We start from the raw sequence: 16415 nt of genomic DNA, 5'->3' as shown, positions 1-16415 counted from the left end.
TCGCGAATGAGACGTTTCAGCCTCGCCGTGTCCGCCGCGCTGATCCTGAGCGCCTGCCTGACCGCCGTCCCCGCCCATGCGCACGACGGCCCCAGGGCCCTCGGCATCGACGACTGCACCGCCACCGCCTGCCACTTCGACGTCCCACCCGGCACCTACGACGTGCGGCTCCTGCTCGGCGGTGACGCGGACTCCAGCACCGCCGTCAGCGGCGAGACCCGGCGCTCCCTGCTCCCCGAGACGCCCGTCGCGGCAGGCGAGCGCGTCGCCCGCAGTTTCACGGTCGACGTCCGCACCCCGGAGGGCGAGCCGACCGGCCCCGACGGAACTCCCGGACTGGACCTGGCCCTTGGCGGCTCGGCCCCCGCCCTCGCGGACATCCGCGTCACCCCGGCCGCCCGGCACACCCGCCGGATCCTGCTGATCGGCGACTCCACGGTCTGCGACCAGCCCGCCGACCCCTACTCCGGCTGGGGCCAGCAGCTCCCGCAGTTCCTGCGCAAGGGCGTGTCCGTCGCCAACTACGCCGATTCCGGCGAGAGTACGGTCACCTATCTGGGGAACCCGCGGCTGTGGGGCACCGTCCGGCCACTGATTCGCCCCGGCGACCTGGTGCTCGTCCAGCTCGCCCACAACGACAAGACCACGGACGAGGCCACCTACAGAACCAACCTGGAAACGCTGGTGGCCGGGGTGAGGGACAAGGGCGGACGGCCCGTCCTGGTGACGCCGATCGTGCGACGGTGGTTCAATGCCGACGGCACCTTGAACAACGACACCGCGCTGCTCGTCAATGGTCTGGGTGTGGACCATCCGGCCGTCATCCGGTCGGTCGCGGCCGCGGAGCACGTACCGCTCATCGACCTGACGGCGAAGACGAAGGCACTGGTGGAATCCCTTGGTGTCGAAGGCTCCAAGGCGATCTACCTCTACAACGAGAAGAAGGACAACACCCACACCTCCGTGCACGGCGCCACCGTGTACGCGGGCCTTGTCCGCGACGAACTTCTCGCCCGGCATCTCGTGCCCAGGGGCACGGTGCGGGTGGGATGAGCCCCTGGGGCGTCCCGACCGGAACCGGGGCGCCCCAGGTCTCCCCCTCCGGAGCCCTGCCGGGCGCGCCCCGCGAGGGCGGTGAGCCTGAGTGCCGTGAGCCATGAGTGTGGTGATCCATGAGTGCCGTGAGCCGTGAGTGCCGTGAGCCGTGAGTGCCGTGAGCCGTGAGAGAGAGCCGATGCACCTGCCCCCCGCCGACCACGCCCGCAGCCCGTACACCGGTTACACCCGCGCCCACTGGGAGGCGGCCGCCGACGCCCTGCTCGCCGCGGTCGAGCCGTACGCCACCGAGGGCGGCGCCCTCTACCACCTCCCCGGCGACCGGCAGAGCTGGTCCGGCCGGCTCTCCGACGGCCTGGAGGGCTACGCCCGTACGCTGCTGCTCGCGGCCTTCCGCCGGGACGAGACCGCGCTGCAGCGCTACGCCGAGGGCCTCGCGGCCGGCACCGCGGGCGTGTGGCCCCGCGTCGAGGACCGCGGCCAGCCGCTCGTCGAGGCCGCGTCCGTCGCCCTCGCCCTGCGCCTGACCCGGCCGCTGCTGTGGGACCGCCTGGACGACGGCGTACGGCAACGGACGGCGGCCTGGCTGAGCGACGCGCTGACCGCCGAGGCGTGGCCCTGCAACTGGGAGCTGTTCCCCGTCACGGTCGGCGGATTCCTCGACGAGATCGGTCACGATACGGACGCCTCCCGCAAGGCGATCGAGCGCGGTCTGGCCCGGATCGAGGACTGGTACCTCGGTGACGGCTGGTACACCGACGGAGACGGCCGCAAGTTCGACTACTACAACGGCTGGGCGATGCACCTGTACCCGGTGCTGCACGCCTGGCTCGCGGACGATCCCCGGCTGCTGGAGCTGTACGGCACCCGGCTCTCGCGCCATCTGGAGGACTACGCCCGCCTGTTCGGCGGGGACGGCGCGCCGATGCACCAGGGCCGCTCCCTCACCTACCGCTTCGCGACGACCGCCCCGCTGTGGCTGGGTGCCCTGTGCGGCCGTACGCCGCTGTCGCCGGGCGAGACGCGGCGGCTGGCGTCCGGCGCGCTCAGGTACTTCCTGGACCGGGGCGCGGTCGACGAGCGGGGCCTGCTCACCCTCGGCTGGCACGGCCCCGACCCGGCGGTCCTGCAGGGCTATTCCGGTCCTGCCTCGCCCTACTGGGCGAGCAAGGGCTTCGTCGGCCTGCTGCTGCCGCCGGACCATCCGGTGTGGACGGCCCCCGAGGAGCCGGGACCGGCCGAGCGGGCCGACGCGGTCACGCCGGTCGGACCCCCCAACTGGCTGGTGCAGTCGACACGTTCGGACGGTCTGGTGCGCCTGCACAACCACGGCAGCGAGGACGTCCGCTACGACCCCTACTACACGCGGCTGGCGTACTCGACCGCGACGGCGCCTTCCTCCTCGTCCGACAACAGTGTCTTCGTGGGGGACGACCCGAGCCGGACGGGGATCGAGCCGCTGGGCGTCGGCGAGGGCTGGGCCGCCTCCCGGCACACGGCCGGCACAGGCGCGCGGGTGACCAGTGCGGTGCTGGCGCGCGGGGCCGTGGAGGTGCGGGCGCACCTGGTCTCGGGGGCCGCGCCGGGTACGGCGGTCCGGGTGACCGGCTGGCCTGCGGCGCAGCCGGGGCCACGGGCCGAACTGCTGCCCGCGGTCGGCCTGTCGGAGACGCTGACCGGCGTCACCGGCGACGGCGACACCCTCTTCGTCGCCCTGGCCCGGCTCACCGGCGAGGCGGATCCGCCGCCGCTGGCCGAGACGGTCGACGTACGGGCCGACGGGGCACACGAGTTGACGGTGCGCTGGAGCGAAGGGCCCGAGCTGCGGGTGGTGTTCGGCCCTAAGGGGGTCGAGATCGACGCGGGGTGATCCGGCGGGTCCGCATCCCGTCGCGGGGTGATCCGGCCGGGCCCGAATCTCCGTTGCCCGGCTCGGGCCCCGCGTCCGAGAATCCCTCCCATGACTTCCGCCATCCGCCACACCACGTTCGACTGCGCCGACGCCTACGCTCTCGCCGGCTTCTGGTCCCAGGTGCTCGGTCACCCCTTGCGCCCGGAGGACCGGCCCGGAGACCCCGAGGTGCTGATCGTGGGGGCGGGCCTGCTGTTCATCACCGTCCCGGAGGCCAAGGCCGTCAAGAACCGCGTGCACCTCGACCTGCAGCCGCAGGACCGCACCCGCGACGAGGAGGTCGACCGCCTGCTCACGCTCGGCGCCACCCTCGTGGACGACCACCGCAAGCCGGACGGCACGGGCTGGGCCGTGCTCACCGACCCGGAGGGCAACGAGTTCTGCGTCGAGCGCAGCGCGGCGGAGCGCGCCGGCTGAACACGGGGCATCGGGCATGCACCGTGCCGTCCGGGTGAACGGCCGCGTGTCCACACTTCGGCGGGCGCCGAAGCGAGCGGCGCCTACCGTTCCCGTATGACCGACAGCCCGCGGGTGACCGAGCCCCACGCCGATGCGGTGGGCCGGCCTTCCCCGACCGCCTTCGCCGCCCTCCACCACGCCGCCGAGCCCCTGTTCCTGCCCAACGCCTGGGACCACGCCTCGGCGACCGCCCTCGCCGCGCGCGGATTTTCCGCGATCGGCACGACCAGCCTCGGCGTCGCCGCGGCCGCCGGTCTGCCGGACGGCGCCTCCGCCACCCGGGACGAGACGCTCCGGCTGGCCCGTGTCCTGGGCGCCGGGCCGTTTCTGCTGTCGGTCGACGCGGAGGACGGGTACAGCGAAGATCCCGCCGCGGTGGGGGAGTTCGCGCGCGACCTGGCCGCCGCCGGAGCCGTCGGCATCAACCTGGAGGACGCTCTCGGGCCGGTCCGGCGGCACGCCGACAAGATCGCCGCCGTCAAGGCCGCGGCGCCCGGCCTCTTCGTGAACGCCCGCACCGACACGTACTGGCTCGGGGAGGGCGGCGAACGCGAAACCCTGCGACGACTCGACGCCTACCAACAGGCGGGCGCCGACGGCGTGTTCGTGCCCGGCCTCACCGACCCCGGCACCATCGCCGCCGTGGTGCGGCGCGTCGGGGTCCCCCTCAACATCCTCTACTCGCCCGACGGCCCCAGCGTCCCTCACCTCGCCGACCTCGGGGTGCGCCGCGTCAGCCTCGGCTCACTGCTGTACCGGCGTGCGCTGGGAGCTGCCCTGGAGACGGTGGCGGACATCGGAACCGGCCGCCGGCCGCTCGGGCCGGCACCGTCGTACGCCGAGGTCGACGGCCTGAGCCGGCACGGAACGCCCACCGGCACCGCGCGCTAGGCGGTCAGCGGCCCGCGCCGTTCGTCCGCAGACCCCCGCGCTCCGTCGTGTCGGCCCAGCGTCTTTACGAGCCGGTCCGCGAACGCGACGGGATGCTCGCCGGCCCCGACATGCCCTCCGGGGAACTCGACGAAGCGGGCCCCGGTGCGATCGGCGATGAACTCGGCCGTGCGGTGCAGGAGTTGTCCACGCGAGTCGGACCCGGCGGCGAGGGTGAGCCGGTCCGGGACGCCGGCCAGGGCCGCCAGATCGGGAGTGTAGGAGGTGAAGCCCCGTACGACGTGGGCGAGGAAGAGGGCCATCGGGCTCGCCAACTCCTTCTCCCTGCTCAAGGGCCGGCCCGGGACGGCGGCGCCGGGCTCCTGCCCCGTCAGCGCGGCGCCGAGCCGGGCGGCGGCCGCCTGCGGGCCGGCGGCACGGTAGGTGTCGTACACCTCCTGGAATACGGCCCGCTGCCGCGCCCCGTCCGGCAGGACCCCCACGCACGGCGGCTCGTGCGCGACGACGTGCCGCAGCCGCTGCGGATGGCGCGTGAGCAGGTCGAGCGCGGCGATCCCGCCGGAGCTGAAACCGAGCACGGACGCCGACTCCCACTCGGGCAGCACCTCTTCGAGCACCCGGGACGCGCCGTCGCTCCACTCCTCCACCCGCTGATCGGCGACCGGCTCGCCGAGCCGGCCGTGCGCCAGCCCGAGCGGGTCGTACGTCACCACGGTGAATCGCTCCGCGAGGACGTCCGTCATCGGGCCGAGCCCCATCGGGTGCCCGGCCCCTCCGGGGACGACCAGCAGGACGGGTCCCTCGCCTCGCCTGTCGTAGTGCGGTTCAGTCATCGTCGTGGGTTCCTTCCCGTGGCCAGTGTTCGAGGGCGATGTGCAGGGCGTCGACCGCCTTGTCCCAGGACCTGCGCACATCGCGCGGGGCACCGAAGCCGCCGCTCGCCTCCAGGGCGCAGTAGCCGTGGAAGGTGCTGCGCAACAGGCGCACGGCGTCGGTGAGATCGGGTTCCTCCAGGCCGTAGGCGCGGAGCATGCCGTAGGTGATCTCGGCCGTGCGGCGCAGTTCGGGGGAGTCGGCGACCAGGGACTGGTCGATACGGATCTGGGTGGCCGCGTATCGTCCGGGACGCTCCAGCGCGAACTCCCGGTAGGCGCCCGCGAAGGCGGCCAGCGCGTCCTTCCCGGCACGGCCCGCCACCGCCGACGCGATGCGGTCGATCAGCTCGCCGCCGGCCAGGAACGCCATCCGCGTCCGCAGATCCTGAAGGCTTCTGACATGTGAGTACAGGCTCGCGTCCCTGACCCCGAAGTGCCGGGCCACGGCGGACAGCGTGACGTTCTCGAACCCCACCTCGTCGGCGAGGTCGGCGGCGGCCGCGGTGATGCGCTCCGCGGTGAGACCGGCCCTGACCATGACGTCCAGCCTTTCCTAGAGATCCTAGGAAAGAGCCTAGCTATCCGAGGTTGCCGTCGGCCACCGATTAATCGCGCCCGGGCGACGGAGGGCTTGGAGCTCGCCGACCGCCGCACGCACATGTCCCGGATCCCGTCCGGCACCGGCGCACCGCCACACCGGTCGCCCCTCTGCCTCGCCCAGGTGCATGCCGAGGTTGTGCACCGTGCACACCGGCCAGGCCCGCCGCAGGCGTTCGGTCACCGTGTCCTGCGCCGCCTCGGCGACGTCGGCGAGGACGGCGCGCGGGTCGTCCCGGGTCCCGGCGCCGGTCCGGGGGAGCTGGTTGCCCCACCAGGTACCGTCGGCGAGGGCGACGTACACGTCCTCCGGCTCGCCCTCTTCCCAGGACGCCAGTGCCATCAGCCGGAGCGGCTCCCGCTCGGGCAGCGTCGCGGCCAGGTCCCGGTTGACCAGAGCCAGGGCCTCGTCCAGGGCCGGATGCTCGCCGGGCTCGACCCGGCGCGGCTCGAACTCACTGACAGGCGGACGCATGCGGGTCATGCCCTACCAACTTCCCCGGCAGAAGAACGAGTTGATGTGCGGACCAGATACCGCAGCGCCGACCGTGCCGCGTTGGCTCCGCACATGCCGTGGGCGCCGGCGCCGGGGGGTGTGGCCGCCGAGCAGATGAACACGCCCGGTACGCCGGTGCTGTACGGGTCGAGGGTGAGGCGCGGCCGGAGCAGGAGCTGGGAGGTGGTGTTGGCGCCCGTGACGATGTCCCCGCCGACGTAGTTCGGGTTGTACGCCTCGAACTGGGCGGGCGAGCGGGTCACCGTGGCGACGATCCGGTCCCGGAAGCCCGGTGCGAAGCGCTCGATCTGCCGTACGACCGCTTGTGTGGCGTCCCCGTCGTAGCCGTGCGGCACATGGGCATACGTCCACACGGGATGGACGTCGCCGTCGGACCGGCTCGGGTCCGCCAGGTACTGCTGGCCGACCAGCACGAACGGCCGCTGCGGCATCCGCCCGGCGCAGACCTGCCGTTCCACCTCGGCGACCTCCTCGAACGTGCCGCCCAGATGGACGGTCCCCGCGCGTCGCGCCGCCTCGTGGGTCCACGGCACCCCGCCCTCGACGGCGAAGTCCACCTTGAAGGCGCCGGGACCGTGCCGGTAGCGGCGGTAGGCGCGGGCCACCCGGGCCGGCAGCCGGTCGCCCAGGATGTCCGCGACCGCCCGCGGCGCGGTGTCGAACAACACCACGTTCGACGGCGGGAGTTGGCTGTGCGAACGTACGTGGACACCCGTTTCGACCCGGCCGCCCAGCTCGGTCAGGAGCGAGGCCAGCGCGTCCGTGATCGCCCGTGAGCCGCCCTCGGCCACCGCCCAGCCGTACCGGTGCCCGGACGCGACGATCGACAGACCGATCGCCGCGGTCGCGGGCCGGTTCAGCGGCCGGAAGGCGTGGGCGGCCACTCCGCCGTAGAGGGCCCGGGCCGTCGTGGTGCGCCACAGTCCGGCCACGGTCGCTGCGGGCAGCAGGGCGGTGGCCCCGAAGCGGGCCAGCAGCAGCGGATGGCGGGGCATGCGGGCGAGCGGCCCCATGATGCCGTCGGCCAGCGCGTCGAAGCCGTCGGCGAGCGGGCCGAACAGCCGCCGCCACCGGGGCCCGTCGACCGCGCCGAGCCCGTCGGCCGTCTCGTGGACGGACCGGCGCAGCACCCCGGCCTCGCCGGAGTCCAGCGGATGCACGCAGTCGATCTCCGGCAGACGCCAGCGCAGGCCGTGCCGGTCGAGACCGAGCTCGCGCAGGAAGGGCGAGCCGACGGCCATGGGGTGGGTGGCGGAGCAGTGGTCGTGCAGCAGGCCCGGAGTCAGCTCGCTGGTGCGCGTGCCGCCGCCGATCGTCGCGGCCGCCTCCAGGACGGTGACGTCCACGCCCGCGCGGGCGAGGAGGACGGCCGCCGCCAGTCCGTTGGGACCGCTGCCCACCACGACGGCCGTACTCATGCAACTCTCCTCGCCGGGACCGGACGGATCGAAGCCTCCGCACAGGGATCGTAGGCGGCGGCCCGCGTTCTGCCCGTCATCCGCGGCCACCGCCGGGAGCCGTCAGCCGTTCACTCCCGTGTAGTGGTCCAGGCTCCACCGCCACAGGAGCCTCGCGGCGAGGTAGGCGAGCACTCCGAGCAGCGGGGAGGCGGCCGCCAGCCAGTACGGCACACCCGTGTCGTGGCCGTGTCCGGTGAGGACGGCGGCGGGGAAGTAGGCGACGAACGCCAGCGGGAGGCCGAAGGTGAGCAGGCCGCCGACCGCCTTGGGCAGGACGTTCAGCGGGTAGCTGCCGAAGGTGCCGAGCAGCTCCTCCAGCCAGCGGCCCCAGTAGCCGGCGGCCGGGAAGCGCAGCGAGGCGCAGGCCACCGCCGTGAACAGGGCGGCCTCCAGCAGCATGCCGCCGATCAGGCAGACCACCAGGTAGGTGACGCGGCCCGCCGTCCAGTCGAGGTGACTGCGGCCGAGGGCCCCGGCCATCAGTCCCGCGGCCACCGTCAGGTCGCCGATCGCGTTGGTGGGGAAGTACTCGAGCTGCACCTGGCGGTGGACCGGCAGCGGCCGCACCAGATAGATGTCGATCTTCCCTTCCTGGACGAACCGGCCGATGCCGTGCATCCGCCCGAGGAAGAGCACGAACAGCCCGTGCGCCAGCATCCGCGTCGCCGGGATCAGCAGGACCTCCGAGCTGTCCCAGCCGCCCATCCCGCTGAACCGGGCCAGCAGCACGGTGGCGAACACGATCACCGACACCTGCCAGATCGCGCCGATCGCGATGTTCAGCAGGAACTCGACCCGGTACTCCATCTGGGCGCGGATGTTCAGCCGCGTGATGCGCCACGCGGTGCGGACGGCGTGCACGGTCGTCAGCCTCCCTGGGAGATGACACGACGGGCGGCCCGCCGCCACAGGAACCGGGTGAGCAGGAACAGCAGCACGGCCCAGGCGGCCTGGATCGCCAGCTGACCGGCCGCGTCCGCCGGCCGGATCCGCCCGACGTACAGGGACAGCGGCACGCTGAGCGTCGCCTGGAAGGGCAGGAACGCGCTCATCGCGCGGAACCAGCCCGGGAAGAACCACAGCGGCGCGTACACCCCGGACAGCAGGTTCTGGGCGAAGACGAGGATCAGCATGGCCGCGTTGTTGCGGAGGGTCCAGAAGCACATCTGGTCCAGCAGGAGCATCACGAAGTACAGGACCAGCTGGCCGAGCAGCAGGCTGACCACGAACACCCCGGCCACCAGGGCCGACTCCGGCGGCCGCACCACCCCGGTCGCGAGGCACACCGCGTACCCGGCGAGCGCCCAGGCGGCGCCGTAGACCTGCTCGCCCAGGGCCCGCAGCGCGTGGTAGCGGGCGGGCGGCAGCGGGCGCAGGTACCAGTAGACGATGGTGCCGAAGTGCATGTGCTGCAGGACGGTGTCCCGGCCCGCGTACTGGTCCAGCTCCCGCAGCCGCGAGGCCAGTACGGCCAGCACGGCGTACGAGACGGCCTGGTCGCGGCTGAGCCCCGCGGTGGGACCGGCGTGCGCGTACAGGCCGTTCCACAGCGAGGCGACCAGGACCACCTGGACGACCAGCCGGACCAGGGCCGCCGTCATCCGGGGCGGGGCGTGCAGCTCGCCGAGCGGGGTGACGCGGGCGGCCCGCCAGGCGTGCAGGACGGCCATCTCAGGCCTCCTCGACGGCGGGGCCGGCATGGACGTAGGCGGCCCGCATCACGTCCTCCAGGTCCGCCTCGTCGATGGCGACGTCCGTCACCTCGTACCGCTCGATGACCGCCTTGAGGGCCTGGTGGACGGTCGGCGCGCCGGAGCCGTCCGGGCCGAACACGGCCCTCGGGCCGTCCCTGCCGAGCAGCGCGATGCCCGGCAGCGGTACGACGGCGGCGTGGGCGTCGGCGAGCGTCACCCGCACCTGCCAGGTCGAACCGTAGGTGCGGCGGATCTCGTCGAGGGTGCCGTCCAGGACGAGCCGGCCGTGGTTGACGAGCACGACCCGCTCGGCGAGCCGCTCCACCTCCGTCATGTCGTGCGTGGTCAACAGGACGGTACGGCCGCGCTGTTCGACCTGGTGCCGCAGGAACTCCCGCACCTGTTCCTTGACCACCACGTCCATGCCGATGGTCGGCTCGTCCAGGAAGACCACCGGAGGGTCGTGCAGCAGGGCGGCTGCCAGGTCGCAGCGCACCCGCTGGCCCAGCGAGAGATGCCGCACCCGGGTGTCCCAGAACGCCGACAGCTCCAGCAGGTCGTCGAACTCCCGCAACCGGGCGGCGTGTTCGGCGCGTGGCACCTCGTAGATGTCGCGCAGGATCGCGAACGACTCCCGCACCGGCAGATCCCACCACAGCTGAGTGCGCTGCCCGAACACCGCGCCGATGTTACGGGCGTTGCGCTCCCGCTCCTGGTAGGGGACGACGCCCGCGACCCGGGCCTCGCCCGCGGTCGGGGTGAGGATGCCGGTGAGGATCTTGATGGTGGTGGACTTGCCGGCGCCGTTCGGGCCGAGCAGGGCGAGGAGTTCGCCCGGGGCCACGTCGAAGGTGATGTCGCTGACGGCGTACTTGGTGACCCGCTCGGGGTCGATCAGGGATCTGAGCGCCCCCGCGAAACCGGGACGGCGGACGGTGGAACGGAAGGCGCGGGACAGTCCCCGCACCTCGATGCTGCCGCTCAATCGACGGACCTCCGGGTGAGTCGGATCAACCACGCGGTCGCCACGAGCGAGGCGGCGGAGAGCAGGGCGAGCAGCCAGGGGACCGCGTGGATGCCCGAGGCCTCGATGCCCGCTCCCAGCAGCGGGGGAGCCGCCACTCCGCCGATCATCGACGCGGCGATGACCCAGGCGCCGGCACGCCTGGCCTGGGGAAGCGCCCTGTTCAGCCAGGGCAGCCCGGTCGGGAAGACCGGCGCGATGAACAACCCGACGCCCGCGTACGCCACCGGCGCCGCCCCCGCCACCAGCGACAGCAGCAGGCACGCCGTCATGCCGGCCGCGCACAGGGCGAGGATGCGCTCGGGGGAGTGCCGCAGGGCGACCGGCACGACGAGGAACCGGCCCGCGGTCAGCATCAGCCAGTACACGGACGTCGCCGAGGCGGCCACGGTCGCGCTGTAGCCGACGGTCTCCAGATGGGTGGGCTCCCAGCCGCCGACGCCCGCCTCGACGGCGACGTTGAGGACGTACAGGACGAGGAAGCCGGTCAGGACACGGGACAGGACCGGCGACCCGGCCTTCGGCTCCTCCGGTTCGGCGGGGTGCGTGCGCACGCCACTCGTGCACAGCGCCAGCACTCCGGCGAGGACGGCGCAGCCGCCGAAGGCGTACGCGTAGTCGCCGGGCCCGGCCCACGCCACCACCGCCGGCCCCAGGACCGCCCCGATGCCGAAATGGGCGTTGAGGACGTTCAGCATGGCCGTGGAGCGGTGGCCGAAGCCGACCGCGAACAGCTGGTTGAGGCCGTAGTCGATGCCGCCGAAGCCCAGGCCGCCGAGGAAGGCGGCGGCCAGCGCGACCGGCCAGGCCGGGGCCAGCGCGAAGCCGGCGGCGCCCACCGCCATCAGCGCGTAACTCGCGGACAGCAGGGCCCTGTTGCTGATCCGGGCGTGGATCGCGTTGAAGGCGAGGACGCCGGCCACGCCGCCCGCGAAGTGCAGGCTCAGGCCGAGGCCCGCGCCCGAGGGCGACAGGCCGAACTCCTCGCGCAGGCCCGGGACCGCGGGCCCGAAGAGCGCCTGGAGCATGCCGATGAGGACGAACCCGACGCAGGACGCGACCGCGGCCGGCCGGCTGAACAGCCGTCCGGCCGCGCCGGACCGCACTTCCGTGTCCGTCACCCGGTCTCCCCCGCAGAACGTCCGGCCGGGCCACGACGGCCACCGGCGGCGCCAGGCTATGACCCGCCGGAGCTGTTCGACAAGGGGTTAAAAAATGGGCCTTACGAAGCGGTCTCCCCCAGGACGTCCCGCACGAACGCGTTGCTGAACTTCCCCGCCGGGTCCAGCTCCCGTGCCAGCGCACGGAAGTCCCCCAGCCGCGGATACCGGCTGCGCAGCACGCCCGCCGGCACGGTGAACACCTTCCCCCAGTGCGGCCGCGCGTCGAAGCCGTCCAGGGCCTCCTCCACCCGCCGCACCACCGGGAGCACGGCCGCCGTGTCCTCGATCCAGGTGAAGTGCAGCGCCACGGTGTCGCGTCCGTACGCGGGGCTCAGCCACTGCGCGTCGGCGGCCACCGTCCGCACCTCGCAGGTCTGCAGCACGGGCGCGACCGTCGCGCGGATCGCGTCCACGGCGTGCAGCGCGTCGAGGGCGCAGGCCCTGGGCAGCAGGTACTCCGACTGCAGCTCGGCGCCGCTGCTCGGCACGAACTCCGCCCGGAAGTGCGGCAGTCGCTCGTGCCAGGGCCCCGGCACCCCGAACTGCTCGGTGCAGTTGACCGCCGGCATGCCCGGCACGGGATGCAGTTTCTCGGTGGCGGGCACCGCCCACGGGAAGTCCGGCAGCGGCTGGTCGGTGCGCCGCTTCAGCCACACCTGGCGGAAGCCCGGCTCCCGCCAGTCGGTGAACAGGCTCACGCTGTACGCGGCCGCCGCGACCGTCTCGAAGTCCAGCCCCGCGAGCGGCAGTTCGGTGAACAGGTGCTGCTCGACCCGGTACGACGGTTCGAGGTCCAGGGTCAGGGCGGTGACGACACCCAGGGCGCCCAGCGAGGTCACGGCGCCGTCGAACCGCTCGTCGCCCCGCCCCACGGTGAGCGTCGACCCGTCCGCCGTGACGAGTTCGACCTCGCGCACCGCCGACGCCAGCGAGCCGTTGCCGACGCCCGAGCCGTGCGTGCCGGTCGCGACCGAGCCGGCCACCGAGATGTGCGGCAGGGACGCCATGTTGGGCAGCGCGAGCCCCTGGGCGTCCACCGCGCGCGCCAGCTCCGCGTACCGGACGCCGCCCGAGACCCGTACCGTACGGGCCGTGGTGTCCACGTCGATCACCGGCGGCAGGGCGGCGATCGAGAGCAGGACGCCGTCCGCGCCCGGCTCGGCGATCTCGTTGAAGGAGTGCCCGCTGCCCAGCACGCGCACCGCGGAGCCGCCGGCCACGAGCGCGCCGAGCGCGTCGAGCGAGTGGGGGCGGTGCAGCTCCTTCGCCGTGTAGGTGATGTTGCCCGCCCAGTTGGTGACCGTCTCCGTCATCCCTGCCGTCCCTCCCGAGAAGTGTGTGCACGTTGACCCTCTCATTCGCCGCCGCCTACCGTGGAGAGCGTTTTCTACAACTTCCTCGCGAAGCCGGAGGGCCACCCCCTTGTCCCAGCGTCCCCGGGCCCTGTTCGCCATGACCGCGGGCAATCTGCCGCTCGTCTTCCCGCCGCGGGTGCTGGCCCGGCTCCGCGAGGCGGTGGACGTCGACCCGGACCTGATCGCCGAGGACTTCACCGCGGCGGGCGTGCGCGAGGCGCTGGCCCGCACCGAGATCCTGGTCACCGGCTGGGGCTGCCCCCGCCTGGACGCGGCCGTCCTCGACGCGGCGCCCCGGCTGCGGGCCGTCCTGCACTCGGCGGGCTCGGTCAAGGGCTTCACCACGCCGGAAGTCTGGCGGCGCGGCATCGTGGTCTCCTCGGCGGCCGACGCCAACGCGATCCCGGTCGCCGAGTACACCCTCGCGATGATCCTGCTGGCCGGGAAGGACGTCCTCGCCGCCCGGGAACGCCTGCGCGCCGAACGGGGCCGGCACGGCTGGGGCGTCGTCCCCGGCATCGGCAACCACGGCCGCCGCGTCGGCGTGATCGGCGCCTCCCGCATCGGCCGCCGCGTGATCGCCCTGCTGGCCCCCTTCGACCTGCGCGTGAGCCTGACCGACCCGTACGTCACCGAAGGCCGGGCGGCCGAGCTCGGCGTCCCGCTGCTGCCGCTGGACGAGCTGCTGCGCACCTCGGACATCGTCACCGTCCACGCCCCCGACACCCCGCAGACCCGCCGTCTGCTCGGCCGTCGCGAACTCGCCCTGATGCCCGACGGCGCGACCCTGATCAACACCGCCCGCGGCGGTCTGGTCGACCATGACGCCCTCCTCGAGGAGGTCCGCACCGGGCGGCTGAACGCCGTCCTCGACGTCACCGACCCCGAGCCGCTCCCGGCCGACTCGCCCTTCTACGACCTCCCGGGCGCCTTCGTCACCCCGCACCTCGCCGGTTCCCAGGGCAACGAGCTCGCCCGCCTCGGCATGACGGTCGCCCAGGAGGCCGCCCGGCTGCTCGCGGGTGAGGGACTCGCCCATCCCGTGGACCCGGGGGTGCTGGAGCGGGAAGCCTGAGCAGGTCTCCTGCGGATGTCGTAGCGAATTCGGTGCTGCGCAGAGCTATCCGCATATATCTAGCGTTCCAGTTGCGATATCGGTAGCTTTTCGCCGCATGACGCGCGAATCGCTTCCGGAGACCGACCTCACCCGGCACCGCCGCCTGCGCGAACAGGGCAGCCTCGACCGTGCCGACCTCGACGCCGTCCTCGACGCGGGGTTCGTCTGCCACCTGGGTGTGGTGGTCGACGGCCGGCCGCTGGTGGTGCCGACGGTCTACGGCCGCGACGAGCGGCAGCTCTACCTGCACGGTTCCGTGGCCAGCCGCAGCCTCGCGGGCGGCACCCCGGTGTGCGTCACCGTCACCCACGTGGACGGGCTGGTCCTCGCCCGCTCCGTCTTCGAGCACGGCGTCAACTACCGCAGCGCCATGATCCACGGCGAGGCCCGCAAGGTCACCGACCCCGAGGAGAAGCTGACCGGGCTGCGGCTGCTCACCGAGCACGCGGCGCCCGGCCAGTGGTCGTACGCCCGCCGCCCCAGCCGCAAGGAGCTCGCCGCCACCACGCTCCTCGCCCTCTCCCTCGAACAGGCCTCGGTGAAGATCCGCACCGGGCCCCCCGACGACGGCGACGGCCCCGACGCGGAGCTGGGCCTGTGGGCCGGCACCCTGCCGCTGACCTCGGCCTGGGACACCCCGGTGCCCGACCCGCTGCTGCCGCCCGGCCGGCCGATACCAGGACACATCGCGCGCCGTGAGGGGGCCCGCCACGGCTGAGCGCCGGGCGGGGGCATACGGTGGGGAGTCGAACGCCTGAGCCGGGAGGAGAGTGGGGATGGGCAGCCGTACCGCACTGGTCGAGGATCTGATGGAGCGGTTTCCGCAGGTACCGCGGGAAGCCGTCTTCAAAGAGGACCTGCTGCGTGGTGGTGTGGCCTTCGACCCCTCCGCGCTCAGCGACAACGAGGGCGGCGAGGTCAAGCCGAAGTCGTACTTCATCTTCTCCTTCGACCACGGCACCCTGCCCGAGCTCGGCGAGGCCGCCCTGCGCCGGCCCCCGGAGGAGATCATCCTCACCGGCGGCCCCTACGACCTGCGCCGCACCGTCGTCTCCGTGCGCGTGAACCCGTCCTCGCCGTACCGCGTCGCCGCGAACGACGAAGGGGTGCTCGGCCTCTACCTCGACGGCAAGCGCATCGCCGACGTCGGCGTGCCGCCCATGCCCGAGTACTACCGGCACAAGCTGTCCAACGGGAAGTCGGTCATGGAGGTCGCCCCGACCATCCAGTGGGGCTACCTGATCTACCTCACCGTCTTCCGGGTCTGCCAGTACTTCGGCGCCAAGGAGGAGTGCCAGTACTGCGACATCAACCACAACTGGCGCCAGCACAAGGCGGCCGGGCGGCCGTACACGGGCGTCAAGGACGTGGAGGAGGTGCTGGAGGCCCTGGAGATCATCGACCGGTACGACACCGCCAAGGCGTCCACCGCCTACACGCTCACCGGCGGCGCGATCACCAAGACGGTCTCCGGGCGGGACGAGGCCGACTTCTACGGCCACTACGCCAAGGCCATCGAGGAGCGCTTCCCGGGCCGCTGGATCGGCAAGGTCGTCGCACAGGCGCTGCCCAAGGACGACGTGCAGCGGTTCAAGGACTACGGCGTGCAGATCTACCACCCCAACTACGAGGTGTGGGACGAGTATCTGTTCAAGATGTACTGCCCGGGCAAGGAGCGGTACGTCGGCCGGGACGAGTGGCACCGGCGCATCCTGGACTCGGCGGACGTCTTCGGCGCGCGCAACGTCATCCCCAACTTCGTGGCGGGCGTGGAGATGGCCGAGCCCTTCGGGTTCAAGACGGTCGACGAGGCGATCGACTCGACCACCGAGGGCCTGCGCTTCTTCATGTCGAACGGCATCACGCCCCGCTTCACCACCTGGTGCCCCGAGCCCACGACGCCGCTCGGCAAGGCCAACCCGGCGGGCGCGCCGCTGGAGTACCACATCCGGCTGCTGCAGGCCTACCGGCAGACCATGGAGGACTTCGGCCTGTCCTCGCCCCCCGGCTACGGCCCGCCCGGACCCGGCCGTGCCGTGTTCTCCGTCAGCTCCTTCATGGACAGCCTTCCGGCGCGGGAGACGACGGACGAGAGCGCGGAGGAGACGGCGGAGGTCTGAGCGAACCTCTGGGCACGGTGAGTCGAAGCGTGGTCTCCTTGCGTACATGAGGCGGGAGTTGTGGCCCGGCGGCGGTTCCACAGGGGTCTGTCAGGACAACTGAACACAGCGCTTGTCAGTTGTGAGAAAAACGTGAAAGGCTCCTGCCCTGCCGCGAGGTTCCCCCCAACTCCTT

Annotated in this window: 16 protein-coding genes; 7 read left to right on the top strand and 9 right to left on the bottom strand. The window is 72.8% G+C overall.

Annotated elements, in window-relative coordinates; genetic code table 11:
• Nucleotides 1-6 precede the first annotated feature (6 nt).
• The 4 genes from M8J74_RS24940 (at nucleotide 7) to M8J74_RS24925 (ending at nucleotide 4318) form a co-directional block, all read left to right on the top strand.
• Nucleotides 7-1053 carry a rhamnogalacturonan acetylesterase gene (locus tag M8J74_RS24940; protein ID WP_249838592.1) on the top strand — a complete coding sequence of 349 codons (1047 nt, stop codon included), beginning with the start codon at nucleotides 7-9 and terminating at the stop codon, nucleotides 1051-1053.
• A gap of 181 nt (nucleotides 1054-1234) precedes the next feature.
• Nucleotides 1235-2926 (top strand): DUF2264 domain-containing protein, encoded by a 1692-nt coding sequence (locus tag M8J74_RS24935; protein WP_249838591.1) that lies wholly within the window; start codon nucleotides 1235-1237, stop codon nucleotides 2924-2926.
• A 90-nt stretch (nucleotides 2927-3016) separates the two neighbouring features.
• Entirely contained in the window at nucleotides 3017-3385 is a 369-nt protein-coding gene (locus tag M8J74_RS24930) for a VOC family protein (protein WP_249838590.1), read from the top strand.
• 96 nt (nucleotides 3386-3481) lie between these two features.
• Entirely contained in the window at nucleotides 3482-4318 is an 837-nt protein-coding gene (locus M8J74_RS24925) for an isocitrate lyase/PEP mutase family protein (protein ID WP_249838589.1), read from the top strand.
• Here M8J74_RS24925 and M8J74_RS24920 read toward each other — a convergent pair.
• The 9 genes from M8J74_RS24920 to M8J74_RS24880 all read right to left on the bottom strand — a co-directional run bounded on the left by M8J74_RS24920 (nucleotide 4315) and on the right by M8J74_RS24880 (nucleotide 12961).
• Nucleotides 4315-5151, bottom strand: a complete 837-nt coding sequence (locus tag M8J74_RS24920) for an alpha/beta fold hydrolase (protein ID WP_249838588.1) — start codon at nucleotides 5149-5151, stop codon at nucleotides 4315-4317. The two genes, M8J74_RS24925 and M8J74_RS24920, sit on opposite strands and share 4 nt — an antisense overlap.
• The gene (locus M8J74_RS24915; protein WP_249838587.1) at nucleotides 5144-5731 is read right to left on the bottom strand and encodes a TetR/AcrR family transcriptional regulator; all 588 of its coding nucleotides are present in this window, start codon (nucleotides 5729-5731) and stop codon (nucleotides 5144-5146) included. The genes M8J74_RS24920 and M8J74_RS24915 overlap by 8 nt, the downstream gene beginning before the upstream one ends.
• 36 nt (nucleotides 5732-5767) lie before the next feature.
• Nucleotides 5768-6274: a hypothetical protein gene (locus M8J74_RS24910; protein WP_249838586.1), complete on the bottom strand. Its 507-nt coding sequence runs from the start codon at nucleotides 6272-6274 to the stop codon at nucleotides 5768-5770.
• Nucleotides 6271-7725: a phytoene desaturase family protein gene (locus M8J74_RS24905; RefSeq protein WP_249838585.1), complete on the bottom strand. Its 1455-nt coding sequence runs from the start codon at nucleotides 7723-7725 to the stop codon at nucleotides 6271-6273. The genes M8J74_RS24910 and M8J74_RS24905 overlap by 4 nt, the downstream gene beginning before the upstream one ends.
• Nucleotides 7726-7827: 102 nt before the next feature.
• Nucleotides 7828-8574: an ABC transporter permease gene (locus M8J74_RS24900; protein ID WP_283948563.1), complete on the bottom strand. Its 747-nt coding sequence runs from the start codon at nucleotides 8572-8574 to the stop codon at nucleotides 7828-7830.
• A gap of 59 nt (nucleotides 8575-8633) precedes the next feature.
• On the bottom strand, nucleotides 8634-9437 hold the full coding sequence (locus M8J74_RS24895) for an ABC transporter permease (protein WP_058922306.1): 804 nt from the start codon (nucleotides 9435-9437) through the stop codon (nucleotides 8634-8636).
• Between the two features lies 1 nt (nucleotide 9438).
• Nucleotides 9439-10446 carry an ABC transporter ATP-binding protein gene (locus M8J74_RS24890; RefSeq protein WP_249838583.1) on the bottom strand — a complete coding sequence of 336 codons (1008 nt, stop codon included), beginning with the start codon at nucleotides 10444-10446 and terminating at the stop codon, nucleotides 9439-9441.
• Complete coding sequence (locus M8J74_RS24885; RefSeq protein ID WP_249838582.1) at nucleotides 10443-11606, bottom strand: MFS transporter; 1164 nt, start codon at nucleotides 11604-11606, stop codon at nucleotides 10443-10445. Before M8J74_RS24885 ends, M8J74_RS24890 begins: the two co-directional genes overlap by 4 nt.
• A 101-nt stretch (nucleotides 11607-11707) precedes the next feature.
• Nucleotides 11708-12961: an FAD-binding protein gene (locus tag M8J74_RS24880; RefSeq protein WP_249838581.1), complete on the bottom strand. Its 1254-nt coding sequence runs from the start codon at nucleotides 12959-12961 to the stop codon at nucleotides 11708-11710.
• Nucleotides 12962-13070: 109 nt separating this feature from the next.
• On the opposite strand from M8J74_RS24880, the gene M8J74_RS24875 reads away from it, so the two are divergent.
• The 3 genes from M8J74_RS24875 to M8J74_RS24865 all read left to right on the top strand — a co-directional run bounded on the left by M8J74_RS24875 (nucleotide 13071) and on the right by M8J74_RS24865 (nucleotide 16240).
• A complete protein-coding gene (locus tag M8J74_RS24875; protein ID WP_249838580.1) occupies nucleotides 13071-14078 on the top strand; it encodes a hydroxyacid dehydrogenase in 1008 nt (335 codons plus the stop codon).
• Nucleotides 14079-14175: 97 nt separating this feature from the next.
• Nucleotides 14176-14838: a pyridoxamine 5'-phosphate oxidase family protein gene (locus tag M8J74_RS24870; RefSeq protein WP_249838579.1), complete on the top strand. Its 663-nt coding sequence runs from the start codon at nucleotides 14176-14178 to the stop codon at nucleotides 14836-14838.
• A gap of 58 nt (nucleotides 14839-14896) precedes the next feature.
• Nucleotides 14897-16240, top strand: a complete 1344-nt coding sequence (locus tag M8J74_RS24865) for a radical SAM protein (protein WP_249838578.1) — start codon at nucleotides 14897-14899, stop codon at nucleotides 16238-16240.
• Nucleotides 16241-16415: the final 175 nt, after the last annotated feature.

The organism is Streptomyces panaciradicis, assembly GCF_023516615.1.
Taxonomy (GTDB): Bacteria; Actinomycetota; Actinomycetes; order Streptomycetales; family Streptomycetaceae; genus Streptomyces; species Streptomyces panaciradicis.
The sequence above is the reverse complement of the archived record's forward strand: the minus strand, read 5'-3'. Positions and strand labels throughout refer to the sequence as shown.